General features: G+C 69.4%; 12 protein-coding genes and 1 pseudogene. 7 read left to right on the top strand and 6 right to left on the bottom strand.

Annotated elements, in window-relative coordinates:
* Positions 1–237 precede the first annotated feature (237 nt).
* The 3 genes from ACFYOS_RS05355 (at position 238) to ACFYOS_RS05345 (ending at position 1550) form a co-directional block, all read left to right on the top strand.
* Entirely contained in the window at positions 238–417 is a 180-nt protein-coding gene (locus ACFYOS_RS05355) for a hypothetical protein (protein WP_387136164.1), read from the top strand.
* Between the two features lie 117 nt (positions 418–534).
* Positions 535–1131 carry a hypothetical protein gene (locus tag ACFYOS_RS05350; protein ID WP_387136163.1) on the top strand — a complete coding sequence of 199 codons (597 nt, stop codon included), beginning with the start codon at positions 535–537 and terminating at the stop codon, positions 1129–1131.
* Positions 1132–1136: 5 nt separating this feature from the next.
* Positions 1137–1550, top strand: a complete 414-nt coding sequence (locus tag ACFYOS_RS05345; RefSeq protein WP_387136162.1) for a RidA family protein — start codon at positions 1137–1139, stop codon at positions 1548–1550.
* Positions 1551–1716: 166 nt separating this feature from the next.
* Here the strand turns inward: ACFYOS_RS05345 and ACFYOS_RS05340 are convergent, their stop codons facing one another.
* The 4 genes from ACFYOS_RS05340 to ACFYOS_RS05325 form a co-directional block, all read right to left on the bottom strand.
* Positions 1717–2367 (bottom strand): LysE family translocator, encoded by a 651-nt coding sequence (locus ACFYOS_RS05340; RefSeq protein WP_387136161.1) that lies wholly within the window; start codon positions 2365–2367, stop codon positions 1717–1719.
* A 171-nt stretch (positions 2368–2538) separates the two neighbouring features.
* Positions 2539–2982, bottom strand: coding sequence for an SRPBCC domain-containing protein (locus tag ACFYOS_RS05335; RefSeq protein WP_387136160.1), 444 nt, complete (start codon positions 2980–2982; stop codon positions 2539–2541).
* Between the two features lies 1 nt (position 2983).
* Entirely contained in the window at positions 2984–3334 is a 351-nt protein-coding gene (locus ACFYOS_RS05330) for an ArsR/SmtB family transcription factor (RefSeq protein WP_387136159.1), read from the bottom strand.
* A complete protein-coding gene (locus ACFYOS_RS05325; RefSeq protein WP_387136355.1) occupies positions 3331–3789 on the bottom strand; it encodes an SRPBCC domain-containing protein in 459 nt (152 codons plus the stop codon). The genes ACFYOS_RS05330 and ACFYOS_RS05325 overlap by 4 nt, the downstream gene beginning before the upstream one ends.
* Positions 3790–3976: 187 nt before the next feature.
* On the opposite strand from ACFYOS_RS05325, the gene ACFYOS_RS05320 reads away from it, so the two are divergent.
* From ACFYOS_RS05320 to ACFYOS_RS05305, 4 genes are all read left to right on the top strand, one after another.
* Complete coding sequence (locus ACFYOS_RS05320; RefSeq protein ID WP_387136354.1) at positions 3977–5263, top strand: erythromycin esterase family protein; 1287 nt, start codon at positions 3977–3979, stop codon at positions 5261–5263.
* Positions 5264–5355: 92 nt separating this feature from the next.
* Positions 5356–5616, top strand: coding sequence for a hypothetical protein (locus tag ACFYOS_RS05315; RefSeq protein WP_387136158.1), 261 nt, complete (start codon positions 5356–5358; stop codon positions 5614–5616).
* Positions 5617–5738: 122 nt separating this feature from the next.
* On the top strand, positions 5739–7565 hold the full coding sequence (locus ACFYOS_RS05310) for an AMP-dependent synthetase/ligase (RefSeq protein WP_387136157.1): 1827 nt from the start codon (positions 5739–5741) through the stop codon (positions 7563–7565).
* Between the two features lie 177 nt (positions 7566–7742).
* Complete coding sequence (locus ACFYOS_RS05305; RefSeq protein ID WP_387136156.1) at positions 7743–8219, top strand: heme-degrading domain-containing protein; 477 nt, start codon at positions 7743–7745, stop codon at positions 8217–8219.
* Positions 8220–8346: 127 nt separating this feature from the next.
* Here ACFYOS_RS05305 and ACFYOS_RS05300 read toward each other — a convergent pair.
* Positions 8347–13970: pseudogene (locus ACFYOS_RS05300) on the bottom strand (GH92 family glycosyl hydrolase).
* A gap of 343 nt (positions 13971–14313) precedes the next feature.
* Entirely contained in the window at positions 14314–15954 is a 1641-nt protein-coding gene (locus tag ACFYOS_RS05295) for a RecQ family ATP-dependent DNA helicase (protein WP_387136155.1), read from the bottom strand.
* Positions 15955–16101 lie beyond the last annotated feature (147 nt).

The raw sequence follows: 16101 nt of genomic DNA, 5'->3' as shown, positions 1-16101 counted from the left end.
GCGGTGACCTGTGACGTGTGTGGACACGAGATGCGGCGGGTGCCACCGGACCCGCAGGAGAAGGAGCGGTGGTTTTGTGGCTGGTGCCATGCATGGACCATGCTGGGGACCAGCCTGGGCGAGGTCTCACGGCCTCAGTACGCGCCCGTAAACCTACGCTGGGAACGCGCAGACTCGGGGAAGCTGCCCGCTGGTGTCCCCCATGCTTACGGATACTTCGGTAGGACCCTCTGCGGCATGCAGCAGGACGGCATGCTGCCTTCGCCCTACCCGTGGGTACCCGAATGGGAAGATGCCTGCCAAGCCTGCAAGAAGGCCGCGGAGGTGATCGACCAGAGCTGGCCGTTGGAGATGCGGGTCTTCGGGACACGGGTGCAGGGCACACCTCTCCCCGATTCGGACTGGCCGCCTTTCTGAGCGACGTCTCGTGACCCGGATGTCTGTCCGTTGAGGACGACGACCATCGAGGACGCCTGGGTGCCGGTGGGGACGGGCAAGCAGATATCCGTTTTGCGCCGGTGAGACCATGCGGGCGTGAACAAGATCCCCACGGTGTTCCGCCGCGACCCGGACGATCGCAAACGCGTCCTACCCGAGGCCAACCCGGCCTGCCGGTGGGTCCTCGACGGCGAGGGAACGCCGACGCGCAAGTACGACGGCACCTGCGTGATGCTCGACGAGAACGGCACCTGGTGGGCACGGCGCGAGGTGCGGCCGGGCCGGACGCGGCCGCCCGGCTACCGGCCGGTGATGACGGACGAGGTCACGGGCAAGACCGTAGGTTGGGAACCGATCGAGCAGTCGCCGTACGCGAGGTACCACGCCGAGGCCGTCGCCGACTCGCCCGAACGGCGCCGCCCCGGCACCTACGAGCTGATCGGCCCGAAGATCAACGGAAACCCCGAGGGCGTACGGGCCCACGAGCTCGTGCCGCACGACGACGCGGAGAAGCTGGACGTGCCGCGCGACTTGGACGGCCTGCGTAACTGGCTGCTGGCGCACCCTCAGTACGAGGGCATCGTCTGGCACCATCCGGACGGCCGGAGGGCGAAGTTGAAGCACCGTGATTTCGCCTTCGCCGGCGGCGCCTCGTCGAGGGTCCCCGGCCAGGGAACAGTGCGAGGAGAATGACGGGCGTGATCAAAGCCATCCACACTGAGGACGCCCCGTTCGCGCGTTTCCCTGACGGCACCGAGCCACCCTTGTCCCAGGCCATCAGGGTCGACGGCATGATCTTCACGTCCGGACAAGGCCCCCTGGACCCGGTTACGAACGCGATATCGGACGACTTCGCCACCCAGGTGCGGCAGGTGCTGCAGAACCTCGTCGCGGTCTTCGTCGCGGCGGGCAGCCGGAAGGACCTGATCGTCAAGTGCACCTGCTACCTCGGTGACAGGCGGGACTTCGCGACGTTCAACCGCGTGTACCAGGATTTCTTCGCGGACTGTCCGGTGCTACCGGCCCGGACAACGGTCGTCACACAACTCGTCCGCGAGGGCGTACGCGTCGAGATCGATGGCGTTGCCGCCGTCGACCCAACCAGGCAATAGGGAACTCACCCTTGCTCAGCTCATCTGCTCGATGATCTTCTCAAGCGTGCTCGCGAGATGTTTCGCCCCCAGGTACGACATCGACGCGGCCGTCGCCGACTATGCGGGGTGGCTGTGCGAGCACGACCGCTGACCACCCGCTGGAGCTACGGGCGGCTCGCGACGCTCAGCGGGTCGCGGCGGCTACCCGAAGCCCCAGGGCGATGAGCACCGTGCCGCCAACCGCTTCCAGTCGGCGGCGGATCACCGGTCGACGGAACCACGCGCCCGCTCGCCCGACCACGGCCGCCAGAGCGAGGTACAGGACGATCTCGACGGCTACCTGGAGCAGTGCGAGGAGAGCGGTGGTCGCGAACAACGGCCGGTCGGCCGGCACGAACTGAGGGTAGAACGCGATCATGAACACGGCGGCCTTCGGGTTGGCGAGCATCACCACCGCACCCTCGCCGAAGGCCTTCCACCAGCCCCGCTTCGGGTCGGACAGCACGTCCTCAGACGGCTCCCGGACCGACCCCAGCTTCCGGCTCTGCCACGCGGTCCGCCACGCCTTGACTCCCAGATAGATCAGGAATCCCGCCCCGATCACCCGCAGTACGATGAAGGCTGCTTCCGAAGCGGCAACCATGGCTGCCAGTCCTGCGGCGGCGAACAACGCCCAGAGGTAGAGACCGGCCTCCAGGCCCAGCACGGTCGGCACCGCTCCGGCGAATCCACGCAGCGCGGCCCGACGCATGATCAGCGCCATCGCAGGACCTGGAGATGCCGAGATCAGCACAACGGCAACGACGAAGGCAGGCAGCACAGCGACGAGATCCATTGGTGGATCATCCTGGCTGGCGCTGCCCCGCTCAAGGCTGGTGTCGGTTGCTCGGTGACCCCATCGGCCCCGCCGAAGGCGTCACCGAGCAGACTTGGCGGCTTGAGACGTCGTGACAAGGCTCCCGATCGATGCTCGCCCTCGCCTCAATCGGGAGCCCTGTCGCCGAGATCAGTGCCAATCGCTGATCTTGACGTCGTCCGGCGCCGGCCTGCCGCGCCCGGTCTCCACCAGCTCCTTGAGACTCATCAGGAACATCGCCCACTTGGTGCTGCAGTGGTGCATGAACTCGACCGGCTCGCGCCAACCCTCGTGCTTGAACTGGACGATCGTGTACTCGCCGCGCTGGTCGAGGCGCCAGTCGATCTCGGTTCCGATCCATTCCTCGGGGCCGCCGGTGACCCGCCACCGTACGCGGCCGGTGGGATCGAGCTCCAGGATCTCCATGTCGAAGCCACCGACGTCGCCGAACCGGAAAGCCAACTGCCCGCCGACCTCGCTCTTGCCCACGGTGTCGGTCGTCCACCAGCCGGCGATGCCCTCTGGAGTTGCCACTGCGCGGTAGACGTCGTCGAGCGGAGCGACGACGCCGACCCGGTGCAGGATGTCGACCATTTCATTCTCCTTCGTTGTTGTGGCGGTTGCGTTCGATCGCCTCGGCGATCCGCTTGATCCGGCGGAGTCGGGCGTCCCAGGTGCCGCCGACCGCTGACAACTGGGCGACAGCTCGGGCGAGCTGCGCCTCGTCGACCTGGTAGCGACGCTCGCGACCGGCCGGCGCGGCGTGAACCAGACCGACCCGGTCCAGGACGGCCAGGTGCTTCGAGACGGCCTGCCGGGTGACGGGCAGTCGCTCGCTCAGTGACGTGGCTGTGCCTGGTCCCCCGGCAAGAAGAAGGTCGATCATCGTGCGCCGGATGGGGTCGCCGATCGCCGACCACAGGTCGTCATCGACCGCCGCGCTCATGAGGTGGAGACCAGCCGCGCAACGTAGGTGCCCAGCGCGGGGATGTAGTGGTCCCAGGAACTCTCGTGGTCGTGGTATTGCGCCTCGAGGACAGCGATCTCCCATCCCATCTCGCGAAACCCGGTCTCGGTCATGCGGATCCGGGTCCCCTCACCGGTCGGCACCAGGTCGAAGGTGACGAGCAACGATTGCCCGCTGCGGTCAGGCTCCGAGAAGCACCACCGGAAGGAGAATCTCCTCGGGGGGTCGACCTCGACGACGGCGAGTGCGACGGTCGTCGTCTCGCCGGTCGCCGCGTCGCGCCACACGAGCTCGCCGGGTGCGCCCGCGACCGGCTCGAACCGTGCGTCGTCAGGCCACCATTCCCGCATGTGCTCGGGCTGACTGATCACCTCGAAGACCACCTCGGGCGAAGCATCGACGTGGATGTCGCGCTCGATGGATCCGTGCTCCATGCCCACCAACCTTTCGCAACCTTTGGTTGCGTCAACGTACAACAGCCGCCTCTCGGCGCGCAACCTTTGGTTGCATGTCGAGGTGACGCGGGCTTCCCGACCAGCTCCCCTGGCTCGCATGGCTGATGCCGGGCCGGGTACGCCAGTGCGTGACCACGGGCCGGGACCTGACGCGGCGGGGGTGAACATGGGGCGCTACGACGACGAGGTGACCGGGCTGGCAGCGCCGCTGGCCGACCCGGGTGACCTGGACGTGCTGCTGGACCGGATCGGGGACGCCCGGGTGGTGATGCTCGGCGAGGCGAGCCACGGCACGCACGAGTTCTACACCTGGCGCGCGGCGATCAGCCGGCGGCTGATCGAGGAGAAGGGCTTCTCGTTCGTCGCCGTGGAGGGCGACTGGCCCGACTGCGACCGGGTGGACCGCAGCGTCCGCTGCCAGGGCGCCGCGCCCAGCGACCCGCGGGACGCGCTCGCCACCTTCGACCGCTGGCCGACCTGGATGTGGGCCAACGAGGAGGTCATCGACTTCACCCGCTGGCTGCGTACCCGCAACGCGGGGGCGGACGAGCCGGACCGCGCCGGGTTCCACGGTCTGGACGTGTACTCGCTGTGGGAGTCGCTGCGCGAGATCATCACTTGGCTGCAGGAACACGACCCGGAGCAGGTGCCGGCGGCGCTGGCCGCGTACCGCTGCTTCCAACCGTACGACGAGGACCCGCAGCAGTACGCGCTGGCGACCCGATTCGTGCCGAACAACTGCGAGAACGAGGTGGTGGACCTGCTCGTCGGGCTGCGCGAGCGGGCCATGGCCGGCGGCGCGGGCCGCTTCGGGGCCTGGCAGAACGCCGAAATCGTCGCCGGGGCCGAGCGCTACTACCGGACGATGGCGCGCGGTGGCCGGGAGTCGTGGAACGTCCGCGACCGGCACATGGACGACACCCTCGACCGGCTGCTGCGGCACTACGGGCCGGGGTCGAGGGCGGTCGTCTGGGCGCACAACACCCACGTCGGGGACGCCCGCGCCACCGACATGGCCGACGCCGGAGAGGTCAACATCGGCCAACTCGCCCGGGAGCGATACGGTCCGGACCAGGTCGTGCTGGTCGGCTTCGGCACCCACCACGGCACGGTGGTGGCCGGTGACGCCTGGGGCGCGCCGATGGAGGTGATGCCGGTGCCACCGAGCCGCCGGCACTCCCTGGAAGAGGTCCTGCACGGTGCCGCGCCGGCGCAGGCCCTGTTCGTCTTCCCGTCCGACGGCAAGCCCGACGTGCTCACCGCCGAACTCGACCACCGGGCGATCGGAGTCGTCTACCACCCGGAGCGGGAGAGCTTCGGCAACTACGTTCCGACGGTGCTCGGCGACCGCTACGACGCCTTCTGCTGGATCGACGAGACCCAGGCGGTCCGGCCGCTGCGCGTGCGGCCCACCAGCCTGGCCGAGCCCGAGACGTATCCGTCGGGCGTCTGACGGCGGCGCTGCGGATCATGTCGCAGGCCGTTTGCCGCCGGACGCCTCGGGCAATCGCGCGGCAGACCACCATCACCCGGGGAGGAGCAGTAATGAAGATCCACGACCCGTCCAGTCAGGCGATGCAGAAGGACTACGACGTCACCGACATCGAGCGCCTGATGGGCAAGCGGGACTGGAAGAGCTACGACGACGTGATCGGTTGGCTGAAGAAGTCGGGCGACGAAGACCGACGGTTCACCCCCGGCGAGGTGCAGCACATGATCGACGACTTCTCCCGCGTGCGCGACAAGGGGATCGACTTCGTCCGTGATCCCGAACGGCTCTGCGACCAGCTCAAGAGAAGCCGGTAGGACATCGGGTTTCGACCCGTTGCCGGCCGGGTCCGGGTAGCGCCGGAGGACTGCCTCCGGCGCCACCGGTACGCGGTCGGCGCGAACAGAGACCTCGCATTGGTGGAGAGCCGAGGGGCGTGATGCGGCGCAACGTCAGGGTGGAGCCGAAGATCACCGGAGGGGAGTCGGTCGGGCTGGCCGACGTGGTGTGGGACAACGCGCGACGGGACCCGGGCGCGGTGCAGTTCCGGCGCCCGGACCCGGACGCCCGGTCGTGGCCGCACCAGTCCGGTGACCCGTCCGTGGTGACCTGCCGGCAGTTCCGCGACGACGTGCTGGCCGTGGCGCGCGGACTGGTCGCGGCGGGCGTGGCGCCGGGGAACCGGGTGGGACTGATGAGCCGCACCCGGTATGAGTGGACCCTGGTCGACTACGCGGTGTGGGCGATCGGCGCGGTGACCGTTCCGGTGTACGACACGTCGAGCGCCGAGCAGCTGGCCTGGATCCTCGCCGACTCGGGTGCGGTGGCGTGCGTGGTGGAGCTGGCCGACCACGCCGCGCTGCTGGCCGGCGTACGCGACGGGCTGCCGGAGCTGCGCCAGGTGTGGCAGATCGACTCCCGCGACCTGGTCCAGCTGGCTGAGCAGGGTCGGGCCATTGACGACGAGGCCGTCGAGCGCCGGCGTGCCGCGGTGTCGGGCGCGGACCCGGCCACGATTGTCTACACCAGCGGGACCACGGGCCGGCCCAAGGGCTGCGTGCTGACCCACCGCAACATCCACCTCGACGTCGGCAACGCGGTCGCGGCGCTGCCGGAGTTGTTCAACCAGACGGCGTCGACGGTCCTCTTCCTGCCGCTGGCGCACGCCTTCGCCAGAATGATCCAGGTGGGCATGGTGCAGACCCGGGCGACGATGGTGCACAGCCCGAGCGCGCACGACGTGCTGAAGCAGCTACGCCAGTACCGGCCGACGTTCGTCCTCACGGTGCCGCGGGTGTTCGAGAAGGCGTACAACGGGGCGCGGCAGAAGGCCTCCGAACAGCATCGGGGGTGGCTGTTCGACGTCGCGGACCGGGTGGCGGTGCGGTACAGCCGGGCGCTCGACACGCCGTCCGGCCCCGGGGTGGGCCTCCGGCTGCTGCGGGGCCTCCTCGACCTGCTGGTCTACCGCAAGCTGCGGGCCGCGTTCGGCGGCCGCTGCCGGGTCGCCGTCGTCGGCGGGGCCCCCCTCGGTGAGCGACTCGGGCACTTCTTCCGTGGCGCTGGCCTCACGACCCTGGAGGGGTACGGGCTGACGGAAACGTCCCCGGCGCTGGCGGCGAACCGGCCCACGGCGATGCGGATCGGCACCGTCGGCCAGCCGCTGCCCGGCGTGGAGCTGGCCATCGCCGACGGTGGGGAGATCCTTGTCCACAGCGACGTCGTGTTCCAGGGCTACTGGAACAACCCGGCCGCGACCAGCGGGGCATTCACCGCCGACGGCTGGTTCCGCACCGGCGACCTCGGCAGTCTCGACGACGACGGCTATCTGCGGATCACCGGACGTACCAAGGAGATCATGGTGACCGCGGAGGGAAAGAACATCGCTCCCGCCCCCATCGAGGACCGGATCCGCGCACACCCGCTGGTCAGCCAGTCCATGCTGGCCGGCAACGGCAAGCCGTACGTCGCCGCCCTGGTCACCATCGACCCGCAGGCGTGGTCCCGGTGGCGCGACGCGCACGGTCACCCGCGCGCCTCGGTGGCGGAATTGCGCGAAGACCCCGCCCTGCGCGGCGAGATCCAGACCGCGATCGACCGGGCGAACCGGTCGGTCTCCCACGCGGAGGCGATCAAGACCTTCCGGATCCTGCCCGACGACTTCACCGAGGCCAACGGTGAGCTCACCCCCACCTTGAAGATCAGACGCGAGGTGGTGCAGCGGCATCGCGCCGCCGACATCGACGCCCTCTACCGCGGCCACTGACCGCCCGGCGCCGGCCTCCCCCCACGGCACCCACCCGCGTTGAGGCGAGGCCTCATACGGCGGAGGACGCACCCTTCGAGTTTGCGAGAATCGACAGCCGCGGACACGCGGCCTGAAGCGCTCCACCAGGCGAGTGAACCAAGCCGGGGACGTCGACTCGACAAGGAGGAGGTGCGCATGCCACTCGACCATGACCAGTGGCCGACGCGGGAGGAGCTGCTGCTCGAGGAGGGCGAGCTGGAGCTTCCGGGCCTGTCGGAGTCGGACGCGTACGAATTGGGGATGCGGGCCGTGGCCGCCGCGGGCGAGCAGCGGCTACCGATCGCGGTGGGCGTGTGGCGGGCCGGGCGCCAGTTGTTCCACTGCGGCCTGCCGGGTTCGACGCTGGACAACGACGGATGGCTGCGTCGCAAGGGCCGGGTGGTGATGCGGTTCGAGCACTCGTCGCTGTACATGGCACGCTTCTGCCGGGACCAGCAGGTGACGCTGACGGAGAAGTTCGGACTGCCGGCCTCAAGGTATGCGGCCGCCGGGGGCGCCGTGCCGTTGCGCGTTCGCGCCACCGGCGTGGTGGGGTGGTTCGGCGTCTCCGGGCTCCCGCAACTGGAGGACCACCGCTTCGTCGTTGACGTGCTTCGCGCGACCTCGCGATAGTCGCGCACCGATTGCCGGTGGAGCCACCCGCGTGGCCAACCACATCGGCGGCTGGCTCACGCAGATCTGCCCGGCCCTGGGCGGGCCGTGATCACGGCCCGCCCAGGTTGGGTTTGCTACCCCCGGCTCAGTTGGGGCCGATGACGGTGAAGGGCAGGGCAACCCGCGTCACCGACTTGGCACCCGCCAGCGTGACGCTGGTCGAGCCCGCCCTCGCCGTCCCGGGAACGCTGACGGTCACGCCGGAGATGACGCCGTCACCGTTCGCGCGTACGGTGCTGGGTGCGAGGCCGTCACCGAAGCTGACCGTGAGCGCCTCATTCGGCGCGAATCCGGAGCCGTCGATCGTGATCGACGTACCGGGCGGTCCCGACGTGGTCGACAACGCTACCTCCGGTTGGTATGTCGGCGCTTCCGGCTGCCCGGTCAACTGGACGGTCGCCGTCGCCGGTGTCCGCGAGGACGCGCCGGTCGCGGTGACGGAGTACCGGCCATGCTGCGCGTCACCGGACGTCGCGATCGAGGCCTGCACCCCGCCCGCCGCGGAGGCCGTGACCGTCATGGTCCGGGCCGGGCTGGTGCCGAGCGTCACGGTCACCGGCTCGCCGGCGGCGAACCCGCTGCCCTTGACGGTGATCGAGTCGCCGGCGGCGACGGTGGCGGACGAGGACACCGCGATCGTCGGTGGGAGATCACCACGCGCGACGGTCACCGTGAAGGTTTTGGTGCTGCTCGACCGGGTGTCCCAGGCGGTCACGTGGACCGTGTACGTGCCCTCCTGCGCGTAGGTGTGCTGTCCGCTCATCGCACCGGACGAGTCGATCGTGACGTCGTCCGGAACCGTGCCGTCACCCCATTGGACGCGCGCGCGGTAGCCCGCCGGGTCGGGAACGCCGCCGGTCACCGAGCCGAGGTCCGCCGAGAGGACCTGCCCGGCGGTTGCCGTCTGGTCCGTCGGGGCGGTGGTCGCCAGCGCGACGGCCGGCGTGCCGTCGTCGGCGATGGCGAACACGTGGATCCTGCCTGACGAGCCGGGGTCGCCGGTCTGGGTCGGCAGGGTCACCGAGACGAGCGTCCTGCCCGCCGGGATCTGGTACGGCGTGGTGGCGAACAGGAACGGCTGTGCGCCGTCCCGGCTCGTACCGCTCAGGCGGTACGCGGCCTTGGCGACGACGATGTTGCCGTAGGACGGGGTGCCGTTGGCGTTGCCGCCCAGGGTCCAGTCGCTCATCTGGATCGGGATGCTGGCGGTGCTGCCGTCGCTGAACGTCGCCGTGCCGGTGGTGCTCTGGTTGCCCTGCGTGCCGGCGCCGATGAACGAGATGCTCCTGGCGTCGGCCGGCAGGTTGAGAACGATCGTCCTGCCGTTGCCGGTCGCGTCGTCCGGCTGCCCCGCCGGGATCGTCGGCAGCGTGAAGTGCAGCGCCGTTCCGGGTACCTGGTGCCGCTGGCCCTGGGTCACGCCGGCTGCCGCCAGGGCGGCCCGCGAGTACGCCCACGACTTGGCGTCGCAGTTCGCCGCGAGCACGCCGTCGTCGCCGATGCAGACGGTGTCGTATGCCGCGGTGAGGCCGGAGCCCGGCGCGTAGGCCACGTCGACGCCGACCGTCGCCGAGCCCTGGCCGGTGCCGTCGCTCACCGTGACGCTCGCCTGGTGGTAGCCCGGCGTGCCGTAGGTGTGCGAGCCGCTGACGCGGTAAACGGCCCGCGAGCTCAGGGTCAGGGTGCCTGCGGTGACCGGCGAGCCGTCACCCCAGTCGATCGTGGCCCGGTAGCCGGTGGCGGTGCCCCCGGTGACGGTGGCCAGCGGCACCGACACCGCAGCACCGGAGGTGGCGGGCACGTTGTCCGCGGCGGTCACCGTGATGGCGCCGCCGCCGAGCTGCAGGTCGCCTCCGGCGAGCAACTCGATCTCGGCGAGGTTCGTCTGTGCGGCGCCGACGGTCTTCGTCACGACGAGGCGGAACTGCGCGAACTGTCCTGGATCGCTGATCTTGAATGGGCGGGTCTGGTTGCGCCACGTGAACACCTCACCGTTGCGTGAGTCGACGGTGGTCCAGGTGAAGCCGTCGTCGGAGCCTTGCAGCCGCCATTCCGCGGGGTCGCCCGTACTCGCCCCCGAGGTGAGGGTGTAGTACATCGGTGTCTGCTTGCCCCCGCGGAAAGCCCAGCTGATCTGCGGTGTTCCGGAGCTGAAGGTCAGCTGCGTGATCGAGGAGTCGTCGAACAGCTTCGACGCGTCCTGCCCGCCACCCGCTGTCGCGGTGCCGAGACCAGGGCCGGTGGTGTCCTGCAACGGCCTGGGCACCGCGTTGCCCTTGGTCAACGACGGCGGCGCATCGTTGTTGCCGGTGCCCCAGGGCGACGGGTCAGCGCCCATCTGGAAGTCGATCGTGCCGCCGTGGGCCAGCACGGACGAATCGATGGACACCCCGCGCTGGGTCTTCCCGTTGACCTCCACGCTCTGCACATAGACGTTCCTGGTGCTGTTGTTCGGCGCGTTGACGACGATGTCACCACTGCTCCGGTGGACGGTCATCCGGGTGAACTGCGGCGAACCGATGGCCCAGTTGGCCGAGCCGGCCTGCAGTGGGTAGATGCCCAGCGAACTGAGGATGTACCACGACGACAGCTCGCCGTTGTCCTCGTCGCCCAGGTAGCCCTGGCCGATCTCACTGCCGACGTAGAGGCGCTGCAGGATCTCCCGCACGATCGCCTGCGTCTTGGCCGGCGCGCCCACGAAGTCGTACATGTACGGGATGTGGTGCGACGGTTGGTTGCTCATGCCGAGCTGGCCCATGCGTACCGCACGCGCCTCGAGCATCTCGTGGATCGTTCCGCCGTACCCGCCCGGACGGTCGGCATTCTCCGGGGTGGCGAAGAACTGGTCGAGCTGCTGCTCCAGCGCCGCCCGCCCGCCGTACAGGTTGGCCAGCCCCTGACCGTCCTGCTGCGCGGTGAACGCGAAGTTCCACCCGTTGGTCTCGGTGTAGACGCCACCCCAGTCCAGCGGGTCGCCGGCGAGGACGTTTCCGGCCGCGTCGCGTCCCTGGAAGAACTTCGTCTTCGCATCGAACAGGTTCACGTAGTTTCGAGCGCGCTGCAGGAAGTACCGTGACTCCTCGTTGAGCCGGTCACGCCTCGACTTCGGGGTGGCCGGATCCTTGGCGAGGGCCGCGGCCAGTTGCCGATGCCGTAGTCGTTGATGAAGCCTTCCAGCGCCCACGACACCGACTCACCGGTGGAGGTCGGCGTGTATCCGAGGAACAGCGAGGTCTCGATGCCCTTGCGGCCGACCTCACTGCGCCCGGACGCGACGGTCGCGTTCCTGGCCGCCGCGTCGTACGCGCCGAGCGGGTCGGGCAGCTCGACGCCGTTGAGGTAGGCCTGGGCCATCGCGACGTCCGAGCTGGTGCCGGTCATCAGGTCGGCGTAGCCGGGCGACGACCAGCGGGCGATCCACCCGCCGTCGCGGTACTGCTGGACGAACCCGTCGGCGATCCTGGCTGCGACGTCGGGGTACAACAGCGAGTACGCGGGCCAGACCGTGCGGTAGGTGTCCCAGAACCCGTTGTTGACGTAGAGCTGTCCGTCGACGACCTTCGCACCGGTCCGGGTTCCGGTCGATGCACCGGTCGGCGGGGACACCGGGCTCGCGTACTGCCAGTGCGGCGCGGTTGCGGTGCCGGTGTTCTCCGACTGCGAGTTCGGATAGAGGTTCAGCCGGTACAGGTTCGAGTACAGGGTCACCAGCTGCGTCTCGGTCGCGCCCTGGACGTCGATCCGGCCGAGCCGGTCCTCCCATGCCGCGGTGGCGGCCGCCTGGACCTGGTCGAGCGTGTTGCCGGTGACCTCCAGGTCGAGGTTCCGGCGTGCCTGGTCGACCGAGATGAATGACGTCGCGATGCGCAGCGTCACCCGCCGGTTCCCTGATGTGTCGAAGGTGGCGGACGTGGCGGAGGACGTCGTCGGCGCCCGGTCGAAGGTGCCGGACACGAACATCCGGCTGCGACCGGCCGACAGGCCGCTTCCGTTGTCGACCCAGCCGGTGAAGGTGCCGTCCGTACCGATGGCGAAGGTGCCGTTGTAGAAGACGAGGCTTCCGGTGGCCTGCCCGGGCGGGAAGGTGAACGCCATGATCCCGCCGTGGTCGGTGGGCGACATCTGCGCGATCAGGCCGTTCTGCAGCGTGACCTGGTAGAAGTCCGGCCGCGCGATCTCGTCGTCGTGGCGGAAGGCGAGGGCCCGACCGCTCGGCGCCCCGGTGAGGGATCCACCGGCCGGCACGGGCATGACCGACATCTGGTTTCGGTCACCCATCCACGGGCTGGGCTCGTGCGAGATCGCCAGCCCCTGCAGGGTGGGCAGATTCGCCGCGTTGTTGTTCCGCTGGTATTCGTACTCCCACGAGTTCGAGGTGGCGTTGGTGACGGGCGTGAAGAAGTTGAAGCCGTTCGGCATCGCCGAGATCGGCAGGTTGTTGCCGCGCGAGAACGAGCCCGACGCGTTGGTCCCGCGACGGGTGTCGACGTAGTTGGTCAGGGTGGAGCCGTCAATCGGAGTCGGGGCGCCCGTGAGCGTGACGTCGTCGATCCAACCCTGGAAGCGGGTCGAAGCGGTCGCGTGGGGGTTGTCGTAGGCGACCAGGATGCGATCGATCGTCTTGCCGTTCGCGACCGCGCCGATCTCGGACTGCACCGCGTTCCACTGGTCGGCGTAGAGCACCTTCGACGCGCCCTGCCCGGCGGCGGTGAGCGGGTATCCGTGCTGGTCCACCGGCGACAGCAGGCTGAGATAGCCGCCGTCGGTGAAGTGCAGATCGACGGCCGCGTAGGTGGACGGGTACTGGACGTCCCGGGCGGTGAACTCGGGGAAGATCTTGTACGACAGCCGGGTCTTCGGCCCGACCGGGATGTCGACGTCGAACAGCTTGTTGGTCGCGTACGAGCGACCGTCGGCCTCGGCGCTGCCCGAGTATCGCAGCGAAGCCAGTCCGGTGAACCCGGCCCTGGGTTTCATGTTGAAGCCACTGACCGGGCCGGTGCCGACGGCACTGACCATCGGGGTGGCCGGCGGCCGGACGTCCGAGCCGTCGCTGATGTCCCAGTCGGCGAGCTGAACGAGGGAGTCACCGGAGTTGGCGGAGACATTCAGGCGGTAGTAGCCGTAGGCGGTCGTGTTGGTGAAGCTGTAGGTGTTCGTGGCGAATCGCCCACCAAAGCTCTGCCCGGTCTGCCTGTCCACGTCGGTCCACGTGCTGCCGTCGTTGGACCCCTGCAGGGTGAAGTCCCTGGGGTCACGACCTGGGGCGTCGTTCGCGGAGGTCAGCGCGTACCGCACCACCGCCGCCGGCTTGGCCAGCTGGTAGGTCACCCAACCGGTCGGGTTGAACGCCAGCCACTTGGTCGAGGGATTGCCGTCCGCGAGGTTCACGGCGGTTTCGTTCGGCGGGTTCTCGGCACTCGCGGTCACCGCCTTGACCTGACCGAGCAGGCTGCCGGGCAATCCGCTGGGGCTCGAGCCGCTCAGGTTCGCCTGGACCGGCTTACCGCTCGCGTCGACCTCGACGGTGCTCACAGAGGGTTGCGGGTCGGCCAACTCGAACGACGAGCTGAAACTGCCGGGCGGCGCCGTAGCGGGCGCGGCAGCCGCCGGGGGCGCGGCGACGAGCAGTGCCGTCGGCAGCAACACCGCAGCTGCCGCGGCGAACAGCCGGGGGGACGAGGGTCGCGCAAGGAGGGGGTACGACATGGAGGCAGGCCCTTTCGACTCGATCCGGGTCGAGTGCGTCGAACGTCTGGGCGGAGAAGAACCGTGGCTGCCGCGGCCGGTCGACCGCGATGGAGCGAACGTGCTTGCCGGGCGCTCAGGCCGGCCGAGCCTGTGCGGTCGGCTCGCTCCGTCGGCCATGCACTCTCCTTCGGAGTCGCACCCTGCAGCCCGACATCGATGTCAACGGTCTCGTGACTGACGAAGGCGGGAGCAATGGACTGTCGCCGATCGTTCCGGGCGAGCCACGGGCGTGTCAATGGGTGCAGCGGAGCGAACAGGGCCGTCGCTGACGACGGCGAGCGGGGCCGGCCCGGCCGTGCCCTCAGCGGCGACTCGCCTCAAGCGCCAGCAGGCCCTGCGCCTGCACGACGGAAACCGAAAGGGTCTTGTAGCCGACGTCGTCGAAGAGCACGGTCACGCTGTCCTTCTCGTACCCGAGGACCATGCCTGATCCCCATTTGGCGTGCCGCACCGTGCTGTGCAGTGGGTACGGCCCGTGTTCCGGGAGCACCTCCGAGGTGCCGCCGTGGCAGTTGTCGCAGTGCCCGCAGGGACGGCTCAACTGCTCTCCGAAGTAGCCCAGCAGTGACTGCATACGGCAGCCCCGGCTTTCGGCGAAGCGGCGCATCATGTCGGTGCGGGAACGCTGCCCAGCCTGATAGCGGGCGTACTCGGCCAGCGCCTCCCGAGCCGCCTGATCGGGCAGCGGCGCATACCTGGGGACGTGGAGCTCGCCCTTGGCGCCGGTCGCCACCGCCCCGACCTGCTCGAGCAGGCTGACGTGGCTGGCGACCTTGCGCGGTCCGAGGCCCGTGGCCTTTCCCAGCGCTGTCCGCGTCACCGGGCCCTTGTGCAGGGCAGCTGCGACCGCTCGCAACTCCTTCAGTTCCGGCGCGCCCCCGTTGAAGAAGCGTTGCAGCGCGATGTCTTCGGCTCGGTAGAGCAGCAACGCCCGAGCGGGCTCACCGTCGCGCCCTGCCCGCCCGATCTCCTGCAGGTAGCTGTCCGGTGAGTCGGGCAGCGCCACGTGTGCCACCCAGCGGATGTTCGGCTTGTCGATGCCCATGCCGAACGCCGACGTGGCGACCATGATCGGCACCCGGTCGGCGAGGAAGTCCTCGTGGCGGCGGTGGCGCACCCCAGCGGCCATCCCGCCGTGGTAGGCCTGCGCGGGAAACCCCGCTCCGGACAGCCGGTCCGCGATCTCCTCCGCGGCGCGCCGGGTCGGCACATACACGATGCCGGGCGGGTCGGCCTCCTTGAGCAGGGTGAGCAGCCTCCGCCACCGGTAGTCCTCGCTGGGGCAGTGCACGGCCGCCACGACAAGGTTCGGACGGTCCAACCCGGACAGGACCAGCCGCGGCTTGCGCAGGCCGAGCCGCGCGGTGATGTCATCGCGTACCGGCGGCGACGCCGTGGCGGTCAGCGCCACGACTGGCGGGCGGCCCAAGCCGCGGATGAGATGACCGAGTGTGAGGTAATCGGGGCGGAAATCGTGGCCCCACGACGAGATGCAATGGGCCTCGTCAACCGCCACCAGCGCCGGCCGCAGCGCCCGGATCTCCGCCAGCCGCTCCGGCGAACTGAGCTGCTCCGGCGTGATGAACAGGAACTTCGCGGCACCCGAACGCAGCTCCGCCAGCCCGGCGGCCTGCTTGCTCGGACTCTCCGCGGAGCTGATCCGAACCGCGCGCAAAGCCGGGTCCCCCCGCTCGTTGAGGTTGCCGATCTGGTCCTGCTGCAGTGCCAGCAGCGGTGAGATCACCACCGTCGGTCCGCGCAGCAGCGTGGCAGGAACCTGGTACACGGCCGACTTTCCGCCCCCGGTGGGCAGCACGACCAGTGTGTCGCGGCCCGCCAGCAGCGCGCGCATCGCGCGCATCTGCGTGACGCGCAGCTTCTGCCAGCCGAAGTGTCTACGGGCGGCGCGGCGTAGCCGCAGGGAGGAGAGTAGAAACATCATCGCCGGGCATGCTAACCAACCGGACAGACGGACATAAGATCATTCTTGGTGTCGGATGAGCGGTCGGACAAACGGATCAAAGTACCGGCTTGGTACTGCGCTGGAAGCCACGGGCGGCCCAACCTGACGGCGCAGTGGGGTGGGGCC

Origin of the sequence: Micromonospora sp. NPDC005806 (assembly GCF_042871425.1) — a bacterium.
Lineage (GTDB): Bacteria > Actinomycetota > Actinomycetes > Mycobacteriales > Micromonosporaceae > Micromonospora.
Note: the sequence above shows the minus strand (reverse complement) of the source record. Positions and strands in the feature narration are given on the sequence as shown.